Raw genomic sequence first — 16,089 nt, forward strand, 5'->3', positions numbered from 1 at the left:
ACTCCCACTCACTTCCCGGACTTTTTCTTCACAGGAGGACACCTCATGGGCGGATTGCTCGAAGGTAAGACCATTCTCGTCACCGGCATCATCACGGACGCGTCCATCGCGTTCCACGTCGCCAAGGTCGCACAGGAACAGGGCGCCAAGGTGATCATCACCGGCTTCGACCGGCTCCGGCTGATCGACCGCATCGCGCAGCGCCTTCCGCAGCCGGTGCCGCCGGCGCTCGAACTGGACGTGCAGAACCCCGAGCACCTCGCGAGCCTCGCCGACCGCATCCGGGAGATCGCGCCCGAGGGTGTCGACGGCGTCGTGCACTCCATTGCGTTCGCGCCGCGGTCCTGCCTGGGCAGCCCGTTCTTCGACGCGCCGTGGTCCGACGTCGGTGTGGCCTTCGAGGTGTCCGCGTACTCGTACGCGTCCCTGTCGAAGGCGCTGCTGCCGGTGCTCAACGACAATGCGTCGATCGTCGGCATGGACTTCGACCCCGCGCGCGCGGTGCCGTTCTACAACTGGATGGGCGTCGCGAAGGCCACCCTCGAATCGGTGAACCGGTACGTGGCCAAGGAGGTCGGTGAGCGCGGGATCCGCTCCAACCTGGTCGCCGCCGGTCCGATCAAGACCCTCGCCGCCAAGGCCATCGCCGGGACCGCCACCGACGACGCCAAGCAGATGAACGAACTCAACACCGCGTGGGACGAGCGCGCACCCATCGGCTGGAACGTCGACGACCCGGAGCCGGTCGCGAAGACCGTGTGCACCGTGCTGTCCGACTGGCTACCCGGCACCACCGCGTCGATCATCTACGTCGACGGCGGCGCCCACGCGATGGCCGGCTAGGGCACTGCCGGTTCAAGGGACCTGTTCGGCTAGGGCACTACCCGGGGAGTGCGCCCCGAACGGCACCACGGAAGATGGGAATCATGATCGCTGTGAATTCGACGGACGGTTCCGATTCCCGGTTCGACGCCCTTCTCGTGTTGTCGTTCGGGGGTCCGGAGAAGCCCGAGGACGTGCGCCCGTTCCTGGAGAACGTCACCCGCGGCAGGGGGGTGCCGCCGGAACGGCTGGACGCGGTCGCCGAGCACTACCTGCACTTCGGTGGCGTGTCGCCGATCAACGCTCTCAACCGCGACATCATCGGCCGGGTCGAATCCGAATTGGCAAGCGCCGGAATAGATCTGCCCGTCTACTTCGGTAACCGGAACTGGCATCCGATGGTCGAGGACACGGTCGCGCGGATGGCCGGGGACGGCGTCCGATCGGCCCTCGTCTTCCCCACCTCGGCGTGGGGCGGGTACTCGGGGTGCCGGCAGTACCACGAGGACATCGCCCGGGCCCGGGCCGCCGTCGGGGACGGTGCACCCCACCTGCTGAAGGTGCGGCAGTACTACGACCACCCGCTGCTGATCGGGGCGTTCGCCGACGCCATTCGCGCGGCCGTGGCCCAGCTCCCGGCCGCGGGCAGGGACGACGCGCGCCTGGTGTTCACCGCGCATTCGGTGCCGGTCGCCGCCGACGTCAACGCGGGACCGCCCGCCGACGGCGGCCGTCTCTACAGTCGGCAGGTGGCCGAGGCGGCCCGCCTCGCCGCCCGCGCCGCCGGGTTCGACGACTTCGATCTGGTGTGGCAGTCCCGGTCCGGGCCACCCCAGGTGCCGTGGCTCGAACCGGACATCTGCGATCATCTCGGTGCCCTCGCCGGCAGCGGGGTGGGCGCCGTCGTCGCGTGCCCGATCGGGTTCGTGTCCGACCACCTCGAGGTGGTGTGGGATCTCGACACCGAGGCGCGGGACAAGGCGGCCGAGCTGGGCATCGACTTCGTGCGCGCCGGCACCCCCGGCACCGACCGACGGTTCGCCGCACTCGTTCTCGCACTCGTCGGCGAACACGTGGACGGGCGGCCCGCCGAACGGCTGGGTTCCGAGCCGCTGCTCGGGTCGACCGCGGACGGACAGTCGTGTGCGATCGACTGCTGCCGGGCCGTGGTCAGGCCGTCAGGCCGTCCCGCGCACTCGCGTTGACGGCGGCGGTGCGTGCCGAGCGCACCGCCGAACGCAACGGCCGCAGCAGGTCCTCCAGCGTCGCCGCGCCCGACGCGGACACGGTGCGGGCGGGAGCCATCTGCTCGGCGACGGTGAGGATGGCGGCCACCTGATCGGCCGAGTCCAGGATCCGCAGCGCGCGCGGTGCGATCGTTGCCGGATACCGGTGAAGGGCGGACTGCGCCAACGCATCCGCGATCAGTGCCCGCGGGTCGGCGCCGAACCCGGAGTCGAGCATGTGGAGGGCCTCGAGCGCCGCCGCCGCGTCCCGCACCGCCTGCCGCATCGTGAACTCGGCCTCACCCAGCCCGGTGTGGTGGGCGTCGAGGGGGAGCCGCTCGATCGACGACACCGTCCACCGCAAGACGTCGGGACCCTCGACGTGCGGAACGAGTCCCGTCCCGGGCCGGCCGGGCGGCCCCACGAGGACCCCCTCGCCTGCGCCGATCGCGGCGGACGCGAACTCGGTTCCGGCGGGCAGCCCCTGCACGTCCCCCGGCCCGGGGAGGACCAGCCGGATCTCGGTCTCCGGTTGCGACACGGACCGGCGGATGGTCTGGAGCAGCGCCGTCACCCCGGCATCCTGCGGGTCGGGCCACGGCAGCCCGGTGCGCCCGGCCGTCACCTGATCCTCCGCGCACGCGAGATGCATCGGCGCCCACGCGTGGAGGGCGTCGATGACGTCGTCGGGTGCACTGTGCCCGGCGAGCCAGGAACTGGCCCACACGGTGAGAGTGGCGCTGGGTGAAGTCACGATAAACGAGCATATGTCGGCGTGGCGGCGTGTGCGTAACGGCGCCGCTGGCATAGCGTCAGCGCCCGTGAGCGGAGGCGACAGATACGGCGACATCTTTTCCGGCCACCCCCGGGCGCGCAAGCCGGTGACACCCACCGTCCCGGCCGAGCGGGATCTCGTGGTCGAGGACGCGGGCACCGGTTTCTGCGGCGCGGTGGTGGGGTTCGAGCGCACCTACGACGGTGACTTCGTGCGGCTCGAGGACGGCGCGCGGCGCACCCGGTTGTTCGCGATGCGGGAGGCGGCGTTCCTGATCGACGGGAAACCGGTCACCCTGGTGCGTCCCGCGGTCAAGCCCGCCGGTCCGGCGGCCACCCGGTCGGCGTCGGGGTCGACGAAGGTGGAGGGGCTGCGCGCCCGGACCGCGCTGGCGAGCCGGATCTGGGTGGAGGGCGTGCACGACGCCGCCCTCGTCGAACGGGTGTGGGGGCACGACCTGCGGGTCGAGGGCGTCGTCGTCGAACACCTCGAGGGTCTCGACAACCTCGGGGAGCGGCTCGCGGAGTTCCGCCCCGGGCCCGGACGGCGCGTCGGTGTGCTCGTCGACCATCTCGTCACCGGGTCCAAGGAAACGCAGCTGACGCAGGGCCTCGGCCCGAACGTGCTCGTCACCGGGCACCCGTTCATCGACGTGTGGGAGGCGGTCCGCCCGTCGGCGGTGGGGATCGCGGCGTGGCCGAGGATTCCGCGCGGCGAGGACTGGAAGACCGGGGTGTGCCGCGAATTGGGGTGGGGGACACCCCGGGACGGGTGGCGTCGGGTCTATTCGGCGGTGAACACGTTCCGCGATCTCGAGGCGCCGCTGATCGGAGCGGTCGAACAGCTGGTCGACTTCGTCACCGTCGGTTCCGGAGATTCTGGTTAGATGGTGTTGTGGCTGCATTGATTTGGCTGGTGGCGGGGGTGCTGCTCGCCGCCGCGGAGGCACTGACGGGGGACTTCTTCCTCCTCATGCTCGCCGGCGGCGCACTGGCCACCGCCGGGGTCACCGCGGTCACCGACTTCCCGGTGTGGGTCGACGCGGTGTTCTTCGGCGTGCTGTCCCTGGCCCTCGTGCTGGGGGTGCGTCCGGTGTTGTTGCGTAAGTTCGCGACACCGCCGCCGACCCCGACGGGCATCGCGGCGCTCACCGGCAAGCAGGCCCTGGTGCTCGAGGAGGTCGCGGAGCATGCGGGGCAGATCAAGCTCGGCGGCGACGTCTGGACGGCCCGCCCGCTCGACAGCACCGAGGTATATCCACCGGGAACGACCGTGACGGTAATGCAAATTGACGGCGCGACCGCCGTCGTATGGAGGGGACCGTAGATGGCAGCACTCATCGTATTGATCGTGCTCGTGTTGTTCGTTGCCCTGGTGGTGGCCAAATCCGTGGCCCTGGTGCCGCAGGCCGAGGCCGCGGTGATCGAACGGCTCGGCCGGTACTCGCGGACCGTGTCGGGCCAGCTGACGTTCCTCATCCCGTTCGCGGACCGCATCCGCGCGAAGGTGGATCTGCGGGAACGGGTGGTGTCGTTCCCGCCGCAGCCGGTGATCACCCAGGACAACCTGACCCTGAACATCGACACCGTCGTGTACTTCCAGGTCACCAACCCGCAGGCCGCCGTGTACGAGATCAGCAACTACATCGTCGGCGTCGAGCAGTTGACCACCACCACGCTGCGCAACGTCGTCGGCGGCATGACGCTGGAGGAGACGCTCACGTCGCGCGACTCGATCAACGGGCAGCTGCGCGGCGTGCTGGACGAGGCCACCGGCCGGTGGGGTCTGCGCGTCGCCCGCGTCGAACTCAAGAGCATCGATCCGCCGCCGTCGATCCAGGAGTCGATGGAGAAGCAGATGAAGGCGGACCGCGAGAAGCGGGCCACCATCCTCACCGCCGAGGGCCACCGGGAGTCGGCCATCAAGACGGCGGAGGGCGACAAGCAGAGCCGCATCCTCGCCGCCGAGGGCGCCAAGCAGGCGTCGATCCTCACCGCGGAAGGCGAGCGGCAGTCCCGGATCCTGCGGGCGCAGGGCGACCGGGCCGCCAAGTACCTGCAGGCGCAAGGCCAGGCGAAGGCCATCGAAAAGGTGTTCGCCGCAATCAAATCCGGCAAGCCGACCCCCGAACTCCTCGCCTACCAGTATCTGCAGACGTTGCCGCAGATGGCGCAGGGCGACGCCAACAAGGTGTGGCTGGTGCCCAGCGACTTCGGGGACGCCCTCAAGGGCTTCGCGAAGACCCTCGGCGCGCAGGGTCAGGACGGTGTCTTCCGGTACGAACCGTCGACGACGGAGGAGGACCTGCCGAAACCCGAGGACGACTCGGAAGAGGTCGCCGACTGGTTCGAGACCAAGTCCGACCCGGCCATCGCGCAGGCGGTGCGGGCGGCGGAGGTCGAGGCCCGTCAACCCGTCGACGGTCCGGGCCCGCTGACGAAGCCCGGTGCCGCCGACGAGCACGCCCCGCTGTATCCGGGCGGGGCGCCGGGGCAACTTCCGCCGCCGGTTCCACCCCGGGGGTGACGCGAGGTAGAGGGAATCTCGGTCGTTGACGGCCGAGAGGACGTCAACAGCAGACCGCTACATCCGGGTGGTGAGGGCGGATACAATCGAGGTTCCCGCGACGGCACGGGGGGCTCTCGGATTGGAGCTGATCTCGGATGGCCGATCAGGCGAAGCTCCTCGATTATCTGAAGCGGGTCACCGCCGAGCTCTATCAGGCGCGGGAGAAACTTCGCGAGGTCGAGGGGGTGAGCCGCGAACCGATCGCCGTCATCGGGATGGGCTGCCGGTACCCCGGCGGGGTGCGGTCGCCGCAGGATCTGTGGCGGCTGGTCGAATCGGGGTCCGACACGGTCGCCGGGTTCCCCGACGACCGGGGCTGGGGCCTGGCGGAACTCTACGACCCCAAGGCCGAGCAGGCGGGGAAGACGTACACCGTCCAGGGCAGCTTCCTCGACGACCCGGCGGGATTCGACCCGGAGGTCTTCGGCATCTCGCCGCGCGAGGCGCTGGCGATGGACCCGCAGCAGCGGTTGCTGCTCGAGACGAGCTGGGAGACGTTCGAACACGCCGGCATCGACCCGCGGTCGGTGCACGGCAGCCAGGTCGGGGTGTTCACCGGGCTGTCCGGCATCGACTACGCGGCGCGGGCCGGCGGGACGCCGCCCGAGGACCTCGAGGGGTACTTCATCACCGGCAACGCCATGAGCGTCGCCTCCGGCCGGGTGGCGTACAGCTTCGGGCTCTGCGGTCCCGCGATCACGGTCGATACCGCGTGCTCGTCGTCGCTGGTGTCCATTCACCTCGCGATGCAGGCACTGCGCAGCGGCGAGTGCGCGCTGGCGCTGGCAGGCGGGGCGACGGTCATGGCGACCCCCGCGGTGTTCGTCGAGTTCAGCCGCCAGCGCGGACTGGCCCGGGACGGGCGGTGCAAGGCGTTCTCCGCCGCCGCGGACGGTACGGCGTGGGGCGAGGGCGCCGGGATGGTCGCGTTGGAACGGCTGTCCGACGCCGAACGCAACGGTCGCCGGATTCTCGCCGTCATCCGCGGCAGTGCGGTCAACCAGGACGGCGCCAGCAACGGGCTGACCGCGCCGAACAAGCAGGCCCAGGAGCGGGTGATCCGGCAGGCGCTGGCCTCCGCCGGACTCGGTCCGGCCGACGTCGACGCGGTCGAGGCGCACGGAACCGGCACCACCCTGGGTGATCCGATCGAGGCGTCCGCCCTGCTCGCCGGGTACGGTCGTGACCGTCCCGCCGACCGGCCGCTGTGGCTCGGCTCGGTGAAATCGAATCTGGGGCACACCCAGGCCGCCGCCGGCGTCGCCGGGGTGATCAAGATGATCATGGCGATGCGGTCCGGCGTCCTGCCGAAGACACTGCACGTCGACCGCCCGACCCCGCACGTCGACTGGTCGGCCGGGTCGGTGTCCCTGCTCACCGAGAACCGGGACTGGCCGGTGGGGGACCGGCCGCGCCGGGCGGCGGTCTCGTCGTTCGGTATCAGCGGCACCAACGCCCACGTCGTGCTGGAACAGGGACCCGACGCGCCGCCGGTGTCGGGTGAATCGGATTCTCCCGCAGGCGAAGTCGTGGCCTGGTGCGTGTCGGGTCACACCGAGCGCGCACTGCGCACCCAGGCCGAGAGGCTCCGCGACCACGTCGCCGGCCACCCCGACCTGTCGCCGTCCGACGTGGCCGGGGCGCTGCTGCGGACCCGTGCGGCCTTCGACCACCGCGGTGCCGTCGTCGGCGCGGACCTACCGGGGTTGCTGGCCGGCCTCGACGCACTGAGCCGGGGTTTGCCCGGCCCCGACGTCGTCACCGGCGTGGCCCTGGAAGCCGGGGACCGTCCGGTGTTCGTCTTCCCCGGCCAGGGGGCGCAGTGGGTGGGCATGGCCACCGAACTTCTCGCATCGTCGCCGGTGTTCACCGACAGTGTGCTCGAGTGCGCCGACGCGCTGGCCCCGTACACGCAGTTCTCGCTGCTCGACGTGCTCCGCGACCGCGATCCGGCCTCGCTGGACCGGGTCGACGTGGTGCAACCGGCGCTGTTCGCCGTGATGGTCGGTCTCGCGCACCTGTGGCGCGCGCACGGCGTCGAACCGGCGGCGGTGGTCGGACATTCGCAGGGTGAGATCGCCGCCGCGTACGTCGCCGGCGCGCTGAGTCTGCCCGACGCGGCGCTCGTCGTCGCGGCGCGCAGCAAGGTGATCGCGGCGTCGGCCCGGCGCGGCGGCGGGATGGCGTCGGTGGCGCTGCCGGCGGACACGGTGCGCGACCGGATTCAGCCGTGGGCGGGCGCCGTCGAGGTGGCGGTGATGAACGGGCCGTCCGCGACGGTGGTGTCCGGCCCCGTCGACGCTCTCGACACGCTGGTGGCGCGATGGCAGGAAGACGGCGTCCAGGCCCGGCGGATCGCCGTGGAGTACGCCTCCCACTGCGCGGACGTGTCGGTTCTGCGGGAGCCGATCCTCGACGCCCTGTCCTCGATTAGCCCGCGGCGGTCGCGGATTCCGTTCTACTCGGCGGTGACCGGGGGTGCGGTGGACGGCACCGCACTCGACGCGGACTACTGGTACCGGAATCTGCGCCGCCCTGTCCGATTCGAGCAGGCGACGCGCGCACTCGCCGCGGACGGGTACCGGTTGTTCGTCGAATCGTGTAGCCATCCGGTGCTGACCGTGCCGTTGCAGGAGACCCTCGACGCGGCGGGAGTCGCCGGCCGCGCCATCGGCACCCTGCGGCGTGACCGGGCGGGATTGCGGCAGTTCACGGCGGCGCTCGCCGAGGCGCAGGTGCACGGCGTGCGCATCGACTGGGACCGGGTGCGGGGGGCGCGACGCGACGATCGGCAGCAGTGGGTGGATCTGCCCACGTACGCGTTTCAGCACCGCCGCTACTGGCTGGACGGTCCCGCCCCGCAGGGTGATGTCGCGTCGGCGGGCATGGAGACCGGCGGGCACCCGATGCTCGCCGCGGCGGTCGAACTCGGCGACGGCCGGGGTGCGGTGTTCACGGGTGTGCTGTCGCCGCAACGTCTTCCGTGGCTGAGGGATCACGCGGTCGGTGGCACGGTGATCCTGCCCGGCACGGCATTCGTGGAGCTCGCGTTGCACGCCGGGAACCGCGTCGGGTGCGGCCGGGTCGAGGAACTGGCCATCGAGACACCGCTGGTGATCCCCGCCGAGGGCGACGTCGCCGTCCAGGTGAGCGTGCTCGCCGACGGTGACGCCGGCCGGTCCACGGTGGCGGTGCACTCGCGGCCGGCCGAGGCCCCGAGCGAAGCACCGTGGACCCGGCACGCGACGGGCACGCTCACCGCGGCCGCGGACACCGGGGACTCTCCCGGACCGCAGTGGCCGCCCGCCGACGCCACCCCGATCGAGGTCCGGGGCCTGTACGGGCTGCTGGACGAGGCCGGCTACGGGTACGGTCCCGCGTTCCGGGGTCTGCGGGCCGCGTGGCGCCGCGGCGACGAACTGTACGGCGAGGTGCGCCTGGGCGGGGAGGACCCGGCGGCGGCGGTCACGGGATACGGGATCCATCCGGCGGTCCTCGACGCGGCGCTGCACACGTTCGCGCTCGGCACCGCCGAGACCGGCGCCCGCGACATCCGGCTGCCGTTCGCCTGGTCGAACGTGCAACTGCACGCCGTCGGCGCCACCGCGCTGCGCGTGCACATCACGACGACCGGGCCCGAGCGGTACCGGGTCGCCGCGTACGACGGGGCGGGTAATCCGGTGCTCACGGCGGAGTCGCTGGCGTTGCGGTCGCTCGGCGACACCGGGCCGCTCGCGGGTACCCGCGCGGTCGGCGACGACCTCTACCGGGTGGAGTGGATGCCCATCGGTTCCTCCACCACGGCGACCGCGGACCTGATGCCGCTGGCGGAGGCGCTCGCCGGCGGCGACCCCACCGGACGCGTCCTGTGGTGGTCGGGGGAACCGGGCGACGAACCGGACGTGCCGAGCCGGGCGCACGCCGCCGCGGAAGCGACGTTGCAGGCGGTCCGCTCCTGGCTCCGGGACGACCGTCTCGCCGACACCCGGCTGCTGGTGACGACGCGGCTCGCCATGACGATCCGCGACGACGAACCGGTCGACGAACTGTCCGCGGCACCGGTGTGGGGATTCATCGGTGCGGTGCAGAACGAGCACCCGGATCGCATCACCCTGGTCGATCTGGACGGGGCGGCCGGTGACCTCGGCAGTCCGGCGTTGCTGGCCGCGGCGTTGGCGTGCAACGAACCTCAGCTGGCGATCCGGGAGGGCGCCCTGCTCGCGCCGATGCTCGCCCGGGTCCCGGCCGCCGACACCGCACCCGACGCCGGTCCGGAGCCGTTCGGCCCGGAGGGCACCGTCCTGATCACCGGCGGCACCGGGACCATCGGCCGAATGATCGCCCGCCACCTGGTGTCGCGGTACGGCGTGCGCCGGCTGGTGTTGATCGGCCGGCATCCGGGCGCACCGGACAGTCTCGCCGACCTGCGCACCGAGCTCACCGACGCGGGGGCCGAGGTCGGCGTGACCGCCTGCGACGTGGCCGACGCCGACGCCGTGGCGGCTCTGCTCGCCGGCATTCCCGACCTGTCCGGGGTGATCCACGCCGCCGGAGTACTCGACGATGCCACCGCCGCCACCCTCGGCGAGGACCAGCTGCACGCGGTGCTGCGTCCCAAGGTGGACGGCGCCTGGAATCTGCACGAACTGACCCGCGACCGTGACCTGTCGGCGTTCGTGCTGTTCTCGTCCGCGGCCGGGGTGCTGGGCGGCGCCGGCCAGGCGAACTACGCGGCGGCGAACGTGTTCCTCGACGCGCTCGCTCAGCACCGTCGCGTGCGGGGGCTGCCGGCGATCTCGATGGCCTGGGGATTGTGGGACCGGCCCAGCGGGATGACGTCCCACCTCGACGCCGCCGACCTGGACCGCTTGCGCCGCACCGGCATCGACACCATCAGCCCCGACGCGGGACTGGCCCTGTTCGACGCCGCACTGACCGCGGACCGTCCGCTGGTCGTGCCGGTTCGCCTGTCGATGCCCGCGTCGCGGTCGGACGGCGAGTCGCTGTCGCCGATCCTGCGCCGCGTCCTCGGGATCCGGCGTCGCCGCGCCGCGGCCGCCGAGGCGCCGACCGGCCTGGCCGACGAGCTGCGGGCGCTGGATCCCGGTGAGCGGCACAGCCGGGTGCTGGACATCGTCACCACGCACGTGGCCGCGGTCCTCGGCCACGACGGCAAGGACGCGATCGACCCCGAACGCGCGTTCAAGCAACTCGGGTTCGATTCGCTGACCGCCGTCCAGCTGCGCAATCAGCTGGCCACCGCCACCGGCGTCAGGCTGGCGGCGACGGTGATCTTCGACTATCCCACCGCGGACGCGCTCACCCGGGAGCTGGTGGCCCGGCTGCTCGGGACCGGCGCAGCGCCGCAGACCCCCGAGGCGGCCGGTGCCCGGCGAGACGACGAGCCGATCGCGATCGTCGGGATGGCCTGCCGGTACCCGGGCCGGGTGTACTGCCCGGACGACCTGTGGCGGCTGGTCCGCGACGGCCGCAACGCGGTGGGCGCGTACCCGGACAACCGGGGCTGGAACCTCGACGAAGTGTACGACCCCGACCCGGACCGGAGCGGCACGACGTACATGAGCGAGGGTGGATTCCTCTACGACGCCGACGAATTCGACGCCGGATTCTTCGGCATCAGCCCGCGCGAGGCGGTCGCGATGGACCCGCAGCATCGGCTGCTGCTGGAGAGTGCGTGGGAAGCGTTGGAGCAGGCGGGGATCCGGCCGGACGGCCCGAATCTCACCGACACCGGCGTGTACGTGGGGTTGATGGGCGGCGACTACGGATTCCACCTGATGGGTCAGCGGAACGTGGACGCCGAGGGCTATCTGATGACCGGGACCAGCAACAGCGTGGCGTCCGGCCGGATCGCGTACTCGCTGGGCTTCACCGGTCCCGCCGTCACCGTCGACACGGCCTGCTCGTCGTCGCTGGTGGCGATGCATCTCGCGGCGCGGGCGCTGCGCGACGGGGAGTGCACGCTCGCGCTGGCCGGCGGGGCGACGGTGATGGCCACCCCCGGTGTGCTGATCGAGTTCAGTCGCCAGCGCGGGCTCGCCGCGGACGGCCGCTGCAAACCGTTCTCCGACCGCGCCGACGGCACCGGACTCAGTGAGGGTGCGGGAATGGTGGTGCTGGAACGGCTCGGCGACGCCCGCCGCAACGGCCACCGGGTGCTGGCGATCATCCGCGGGTCGGCGATCAACCAGGACGGTGCATCCAACGGCATCACCGCCCCGAACGGGCCGTCCCAGGAGCGGGTGATCCGCCAGGCCCTGGCCAACGCGGGCCTCGGGCCCGTCGACATCGACGTGGTGGAGGCGCACGGCACCGGCACGACACTGGGCGACCCGATCGAGGCGCAGGCGCTGCTCGCCGCCTACGGTCAGGAACGGGACGGGCGGCCGCTGTGGCTGGGTTCGGTGAAGTCGAACATCGGCCACTCGCAGGCGGCGGCGGGGGTGGCCGGGGTGATCAAGATGGTGATGGCGATGCGGCACGGGGTGCTGCCGCCGAGCCTGCACGGCGACGCCCCGACCCGGCACGTCGACTGGACCGCGGGCGAGGTCTCCCTCCTCGCGGAACCGGTGGCGTGGCCGGAGACCGGACGGCCGCGGCGCGCCGGGGTGTCGTCGTTCGGGATCAGCGGCACGAACGCGCACATGATCCTCGAGCAGCCACCCGACGTCGCGGCCCCGGCGGCCACACCGCCGTCGGCGACCCCACTGGTCTGGGTGCTCGCCGGCAAGACCGCGGACGCGCTGCGTGCGCAGGCCGCCCGCCTCGCCGGGTTCCTCGACGAGAACGCCGCGGACCCCCCGGACCCGGCGGACCTCGCGTACTCGCTGGCCACCACCCGCTCCGGTTTCCCGCACCGCGCGGCGGTGGTCGGTGACACCCTGGCCGACCTCCGCGACGGCCTGGCCCGCATCACCGAGGGCGCAGCGGGCGGCAACGTCGTCACCGGAACCAGCATCCGCGGCAAGACCGCCTTCATGTTCACCGGTCAGGGGTCGCAGCGGATCGGGATGGGCCGCCGTCTCGCCGAGGCCTACCCGGTGTTCGCCCACGCCCTCGACGAGGTGTGTGCCGCACTCGACGAGCATGTGGAAACCCCGGTGCGGCAAGTGATCTGGGACGACACCGAGGGTGGTGGCGACAAACTCGACAGCACCGAGTATACCCAGCCGGCGCTGTTCGCCGTCGAGGTCGCGCTCTGCCGGTTGCTGCGGGACTGGGGCATCGCCCCCGACTACCTGATCGGTCATTCGATCGGGGAGATCACCGCCGCCCACGTCGCCGGGGTGTTCAGCCTGCCCGACGCCGCCGCCCTGGTCGGGGACCGCGGTCGGCTGATGCAGTCGACGAAACCGGGACGGATGATCGCCGTGCGGGCGGGCGCCGCGGACGTCCTGGCCCGGATCGACGGGCGGGTCGACCTCGCCGCGGTCAACGGCGCCGAGTCGGTGGTCCTCGCGGGCAGCGAACGCGATGTGCTCGCCGTCGCCTCCGAACTGTCCGCCGCCGGCCTCACGACCACCACCCTGCGGGTCAAGCGGGCGTTCCATTCCGCCCTGATGGAACCCATCCTCGACCAGTTCGGCACCGTCGTGTCGAGACTCACCGCGCAGCCGCCGCGGATACCGGTCGTCTCCAACGTCACAGGGAGCGTCGCCACCGCCGAGGAACTCGTGTCCGCGGACTACTGGACCCGGCACCTCCGGCAACCGGTGCGCTTTTACGACGGGGTGCGCGCGCTCGACGAACTCGGTGTCACCCGCTGCGTCGAAATCGGTCCCGGCGCGGCCCTGGCCGCGCTGGCCGCCGAGGTCGTGCCGAACACCATCGCCACGTTGCCCGGACGCGGCGACGAGGTGCACGACCTCGCCGAGGCCGTCGCCGCCGCCTACGTGCAGGGCGTCCCGATCGACTGGGACCGGGTGCTGCCCGGCCGGCGCCGCATCGCGTTGCCCACCTACGCGTTCCAGCGGCGCTCCTACTGGCCGACGACGGCGACACGGCACACCGGCGATCCGGCCGAACTGGGGCTGAGCCCGGCCGATCATCCGCTGCTCGGCGCCGCGATGACCCTCGACGACGACGCGGTGATGTTCACCGGACAGCTGTCGCTGCACCGGGATCCGTGGCTGCTGCGACCCGCGTCCCCGGACGACGAACCGCCGTCGCCCGGCACCCCGCAGCAGGTGTCGCCGGCGGTGCTGGTCGAACTCGTCCTGCACGCGGCCCATCACGTCGGTCTCGACCACGTCGACGCACTCACCCTGCACCGGCCGCTGACCCTCCCGTCGTCCGGGCACGCGCTGATCCGGGTGCTCGTGTCGCCGACCGGTCCGGGCGGCGGCCGCACCGTCACCGTCTCGTCGAGCGCGGGGGAGACGGACGGCGCGGACACCTGGGTGCGGAACGCGTCGGCGACTGTCGACGACGTCGTCGCCGGGGCACCGGCGACGGGGCCGGTCGACGCCGACGCCGAGGTGGGTCTCGACGACGGCACCGACACGGCCGGATTCGGCATCCATCCGGCGCTGCTGCAGGCGGCGCTCGAGCCGATCCTCGGGTGGGACGGCTGGCCGGCCGCGTGGTCGGGAATCCGCCTGCACACGGTGGGTGCGGACGCGGCCGTGGTCCGGTTCACCGCCGGCGACGACGGCCGCTATCGCGTCGTGGCCGTCGACCCCGCCGGGGCACCGGTGCTGACCGTCGACGCGGTGCGGGTCGAGTCGAGTCCGCCGGCCGGGGACGGCGACGACCGGCGGGCGGCGCCGCCCCTGCACCGGACCGCCTGGATCCGGGTCGAGGCGGCCCCGCCCGGGCCGATCCCCGGACCGATGGTCGTCCTCGGCGCCGAGGACACCGGTCTCGGCGCCGCCTTTCCGCACCACCCCGACCTGGCGGCGCTGCGCGCGGCCCGGGACTCCGAGGACGAGGACGACCGGCACCCGTGGACGGTGCTGGTCGACTGCGCCGCCGCGGGGGAGCAGGGACCGGACGCGACGCACGCACTGTGCGCTCGGATCCTGCGACTGCTGCAGGAGTGGCTGGACGACGACACCGTCGCCGACAGCACGCTGGTGGTCGTGACCCGGAACGCGATGACCGCCGACGACGGCCCCGGCGATCACGCCGACCTCGCGGCCGCCGCCGTGTGGGGTCTGGTCGGTTCCGCGCAGAACGAGAACCCGGGCCGGATCGTGCTGATCGATCTCGACGACGCGTCCGACACCGAGGCCGTCGTCGCGGCGGCGGTGGCGAGCGGGGAACCGCAGGTGGCGGTCCGGAACGGGGACCTGCTGGCGCCCCGATTGCGGCGGATGCGCGACCGTGACGACGCGGTGGCGGTGGCGTTGGATCCGCACGGCACCGTCCTGGTCACCGGCGGCACGGGCACGGTGGGGTCGCTGGTGGCTCGCCGCCTGGTCACCGAACACGGCGCCCGGCACCTGCTGCTGACCAGCCGGCGTGGACCGGACGCCGAGGGAGCGGACGATCTGCGCCGCGCACTGAGCGATCTGGGCGCCGAGGTGACCATCGCCCCCTGCGACACCGCCGACGAGTCGGCCGTGGCCGCGCTGCTGGCCGGGATACCGCCGGAGCACCCGTTGACGGCGGTGATCCACGCGGCCGGCGTGATCGACGACGCCACCCTGGTCTCACTCACCCCCGAACGGTTCGACGCCGTGCTGCGTCCCAAGGTCGACGCGGCATGGCACCTGCACCGGCTGACCGCGCACAGCGACGACCTGCGGGCCTTCGTCCTGTTCTCGTCGCTCGCCGGCCTCCTCGGGGCGCCCGGGCAGGCGAACTACGCGGCCGCGAACAGGTTCCTCGACGCCCTCGCGCACCACCGCCACGCCCGCGGCCTCCCCGCACTGTCGATCGCGTGGGGCATGTGGGCACCGCCGAGCGCCATGACCGACAACCTCGGGGCCGTCGACCTGGCCCGGACGCGGCGCAGCGGAATGGTGCCGATGTCCGCCGACGACGGCCTGGCGCTCTTCGACCGCGCGCTGACCACCGGCGTCCCCACCGTGGTCGCGGCGCGGTTCGACCACACCGGTCTCGCCGGACCGTACGTTCCCGCGCCGCTGCGCGGTCTGATCCGGGAAACGCGCCCCCGCGCCGCGGGAGCGGACCCGGCCGCGACCGGATCGACCGGGACCGGGTCGTCGGGCTGGGCGCAGCGCCTTGCCGACCGGTCGATTCCCGAACAGCGGCACCTGATGCTCGACCTGGTGCGGGCCGGCGCCGCCGCGGTACTCGGCCACGACGCGTCCGACGCGGTCGACGCCGACCAGGCGTTCAAGGAGCTCGGATTCGATTCGCTGGCGGCGGTGGCGCTCCGCAACCAGCTCGGCGCCGCCACCGGGCTGCGGTTGCCGCCGACCATGGTGTTCGATCACCCGAGCCCGCGGGCGGTCGCCGAGTTCCTGCGGGCCGAACTCGTCCCGGATCCGGTGTCGGTGGCGTTCGCCGACGTCGACCGGCTGCGCGCGATCGTCGCCGAGCTCGGCGACGACAGCGCGGCCCGGTCGGCGATCGCGCAGCGGCTGGAGACCCTGCTGGCCGAGGTCGGCGCCGGCGACGGTGCCGCCCGCGGCGACGCGGTCGACAAGATTCACGCCGCCACGAGCGAGGAGATCCTGGACCTGATCGACCGCGGTCTGTGAACCGGCC

The 16,089-nt window shown here is 72.5% G+C and carries 7 protein-coding genes; 6 read left to right on the forward strand and 1 reads right to left on the reverse strand.

The genetic code is table 11. The features are described 5' to 3' along the window. Positions 1 to 45: 45 nt before the first annotated feature. Both inhA and ACFTWF_RS02330 read left to right on the forward strand, forming a co-directional pair. A complete protein-coding gene (inhA, locus tag ACFTWF_RS02325; protein ID WP_005241845.1) occupies positions 46 to 843 on the forward strand; it encodes an NADH-dependent enoyl-ACP reductase InhA in 798 nt (265 codons plus the stop codon). Positions 844 to 917: 74 nt separating this feature from the next. Then, positions 918 to 2,027, forward strand: a complete 1,110-nt coding sequence (locus tag ACFTWF_RS02330; RefSeq protein WP_378459650.1) for a ferrochelatase — start codon at positions 918 to 920, stop codon at positions 2,025 to 2,027. Here the strand turns inward: ACFTWF_RS02330 and ACFTWF_RS02335 are convergent. Then, on the reverse strand, positions 1,993 to 2,802 hold the full coding sequence (locus tag ACFTWF_RS02335) for a hypothetical protein (protein ID WP_185729509.1): 810 nt from the start codon (positions 2,800 to 2,802) through the stop codon (positions 1,993 to 1,995). The genes ACFTWF_RS02330 and ACFTWF_RS02335 overlap by 35 nt on opposite strands. A 67-nt stretch (positions 2,803 to 2,869) precedes the next feature. Here ACFTWF_RS02335 and ACFTWF_RS02340 point away from each other — a divergent pair, with 67 nt between their 5' ends. From ACFTWF_RS02340 to ACFTWF_RS02355, 4 genes are all read left to right on the forward strand, one after another. After that, positions 2,870 to 3,709, forward strand: coding sequence for a DUF3097 domain-containing protein (locus ACFTWF_RS02340; protein WP_378459651.1), 840 nt, complete (start codon positions 2,870 to 2,872; stop codon positions 3,707 to 3,709). An 8-nt stretch (positions 3,710 to 3,717) separates the two neighbouring features. Further along, positions 3,718 to 4,149: an NfeD family protein gene (locus ACFTWF_RS02345; RefSeq protein ID WP_378459652.1), complete on the forward strand. Its 432-nt coding sequence runs from the start codon at positions 3,718 to 3,720 to the stop codon at positions 4,147 to 4,149. Beyond that, entirely contained in the window at positions 4,150 to 5,349 is a 1,200-nt protein-coding gene (locus ACFTWF_RS02350) for an SPFH domain-containing protein (protein ID WP_378459653.1), read from the forward strand. 137 nt (positions 5,350 to 5,486) lie between these two features. Then, the gene (locus ACFTWF_RS02355) at positions 5,487 to 16,082 is read left to right on the forward strand and encodes an SDR family NAD(P)-dependent oxidoreductase (RefSeq protein WP_378459654.1); all 10,596 of its coding nucleotides are present in this window, start codon (positions 5,487 to 5,489) and stop codon (positions 16,080 to 16,082) included. Positions 16,083 to 16,089 lie beyond the last annotated feature (7 nt).

Source organism: Rhodococcus sp. NPDC056960 (genome assembly GCF_042674125.1).
Taxonomy (GTDB): domain Bacteria; phylum Actinomycetota; class Actinomycetes; order Mycobacteriales; family Mycobacteriaceae; genus Rhodococcus_F.

Bases quoted from the DNA above. Each gene is read 5' to 3' on its own strand.
- inhA (WP_005241845.1), top strand. From the start codon at position 46: ATGGGCGGATTGCTCGAAGGTAAGACCATTCTCGTCACCGGCATCATC.
- ACFTWF_RS02330 (WP_378459650.1), top strand. From the start codon at position 918: ATGGGAATCATGATCGCTGTGAATTCGACGGACGGTTCCGATTCCCGG.
- ACFTWF_RS02350 (WP_378459653.1), top strand. From the start codon at position 4,150: ATGGCAGCACTCATCGTATTGATCGTGCTCGTGTTGTTCGTTGCCCTG.
- ACFTWF_RS02355 (WP_378459654.1), top strand. From the start codon at position 5,487: ATGGCCGATCAGGCGAAGCTCCTCGATTATCTGAAGCGGGTCACCGCC.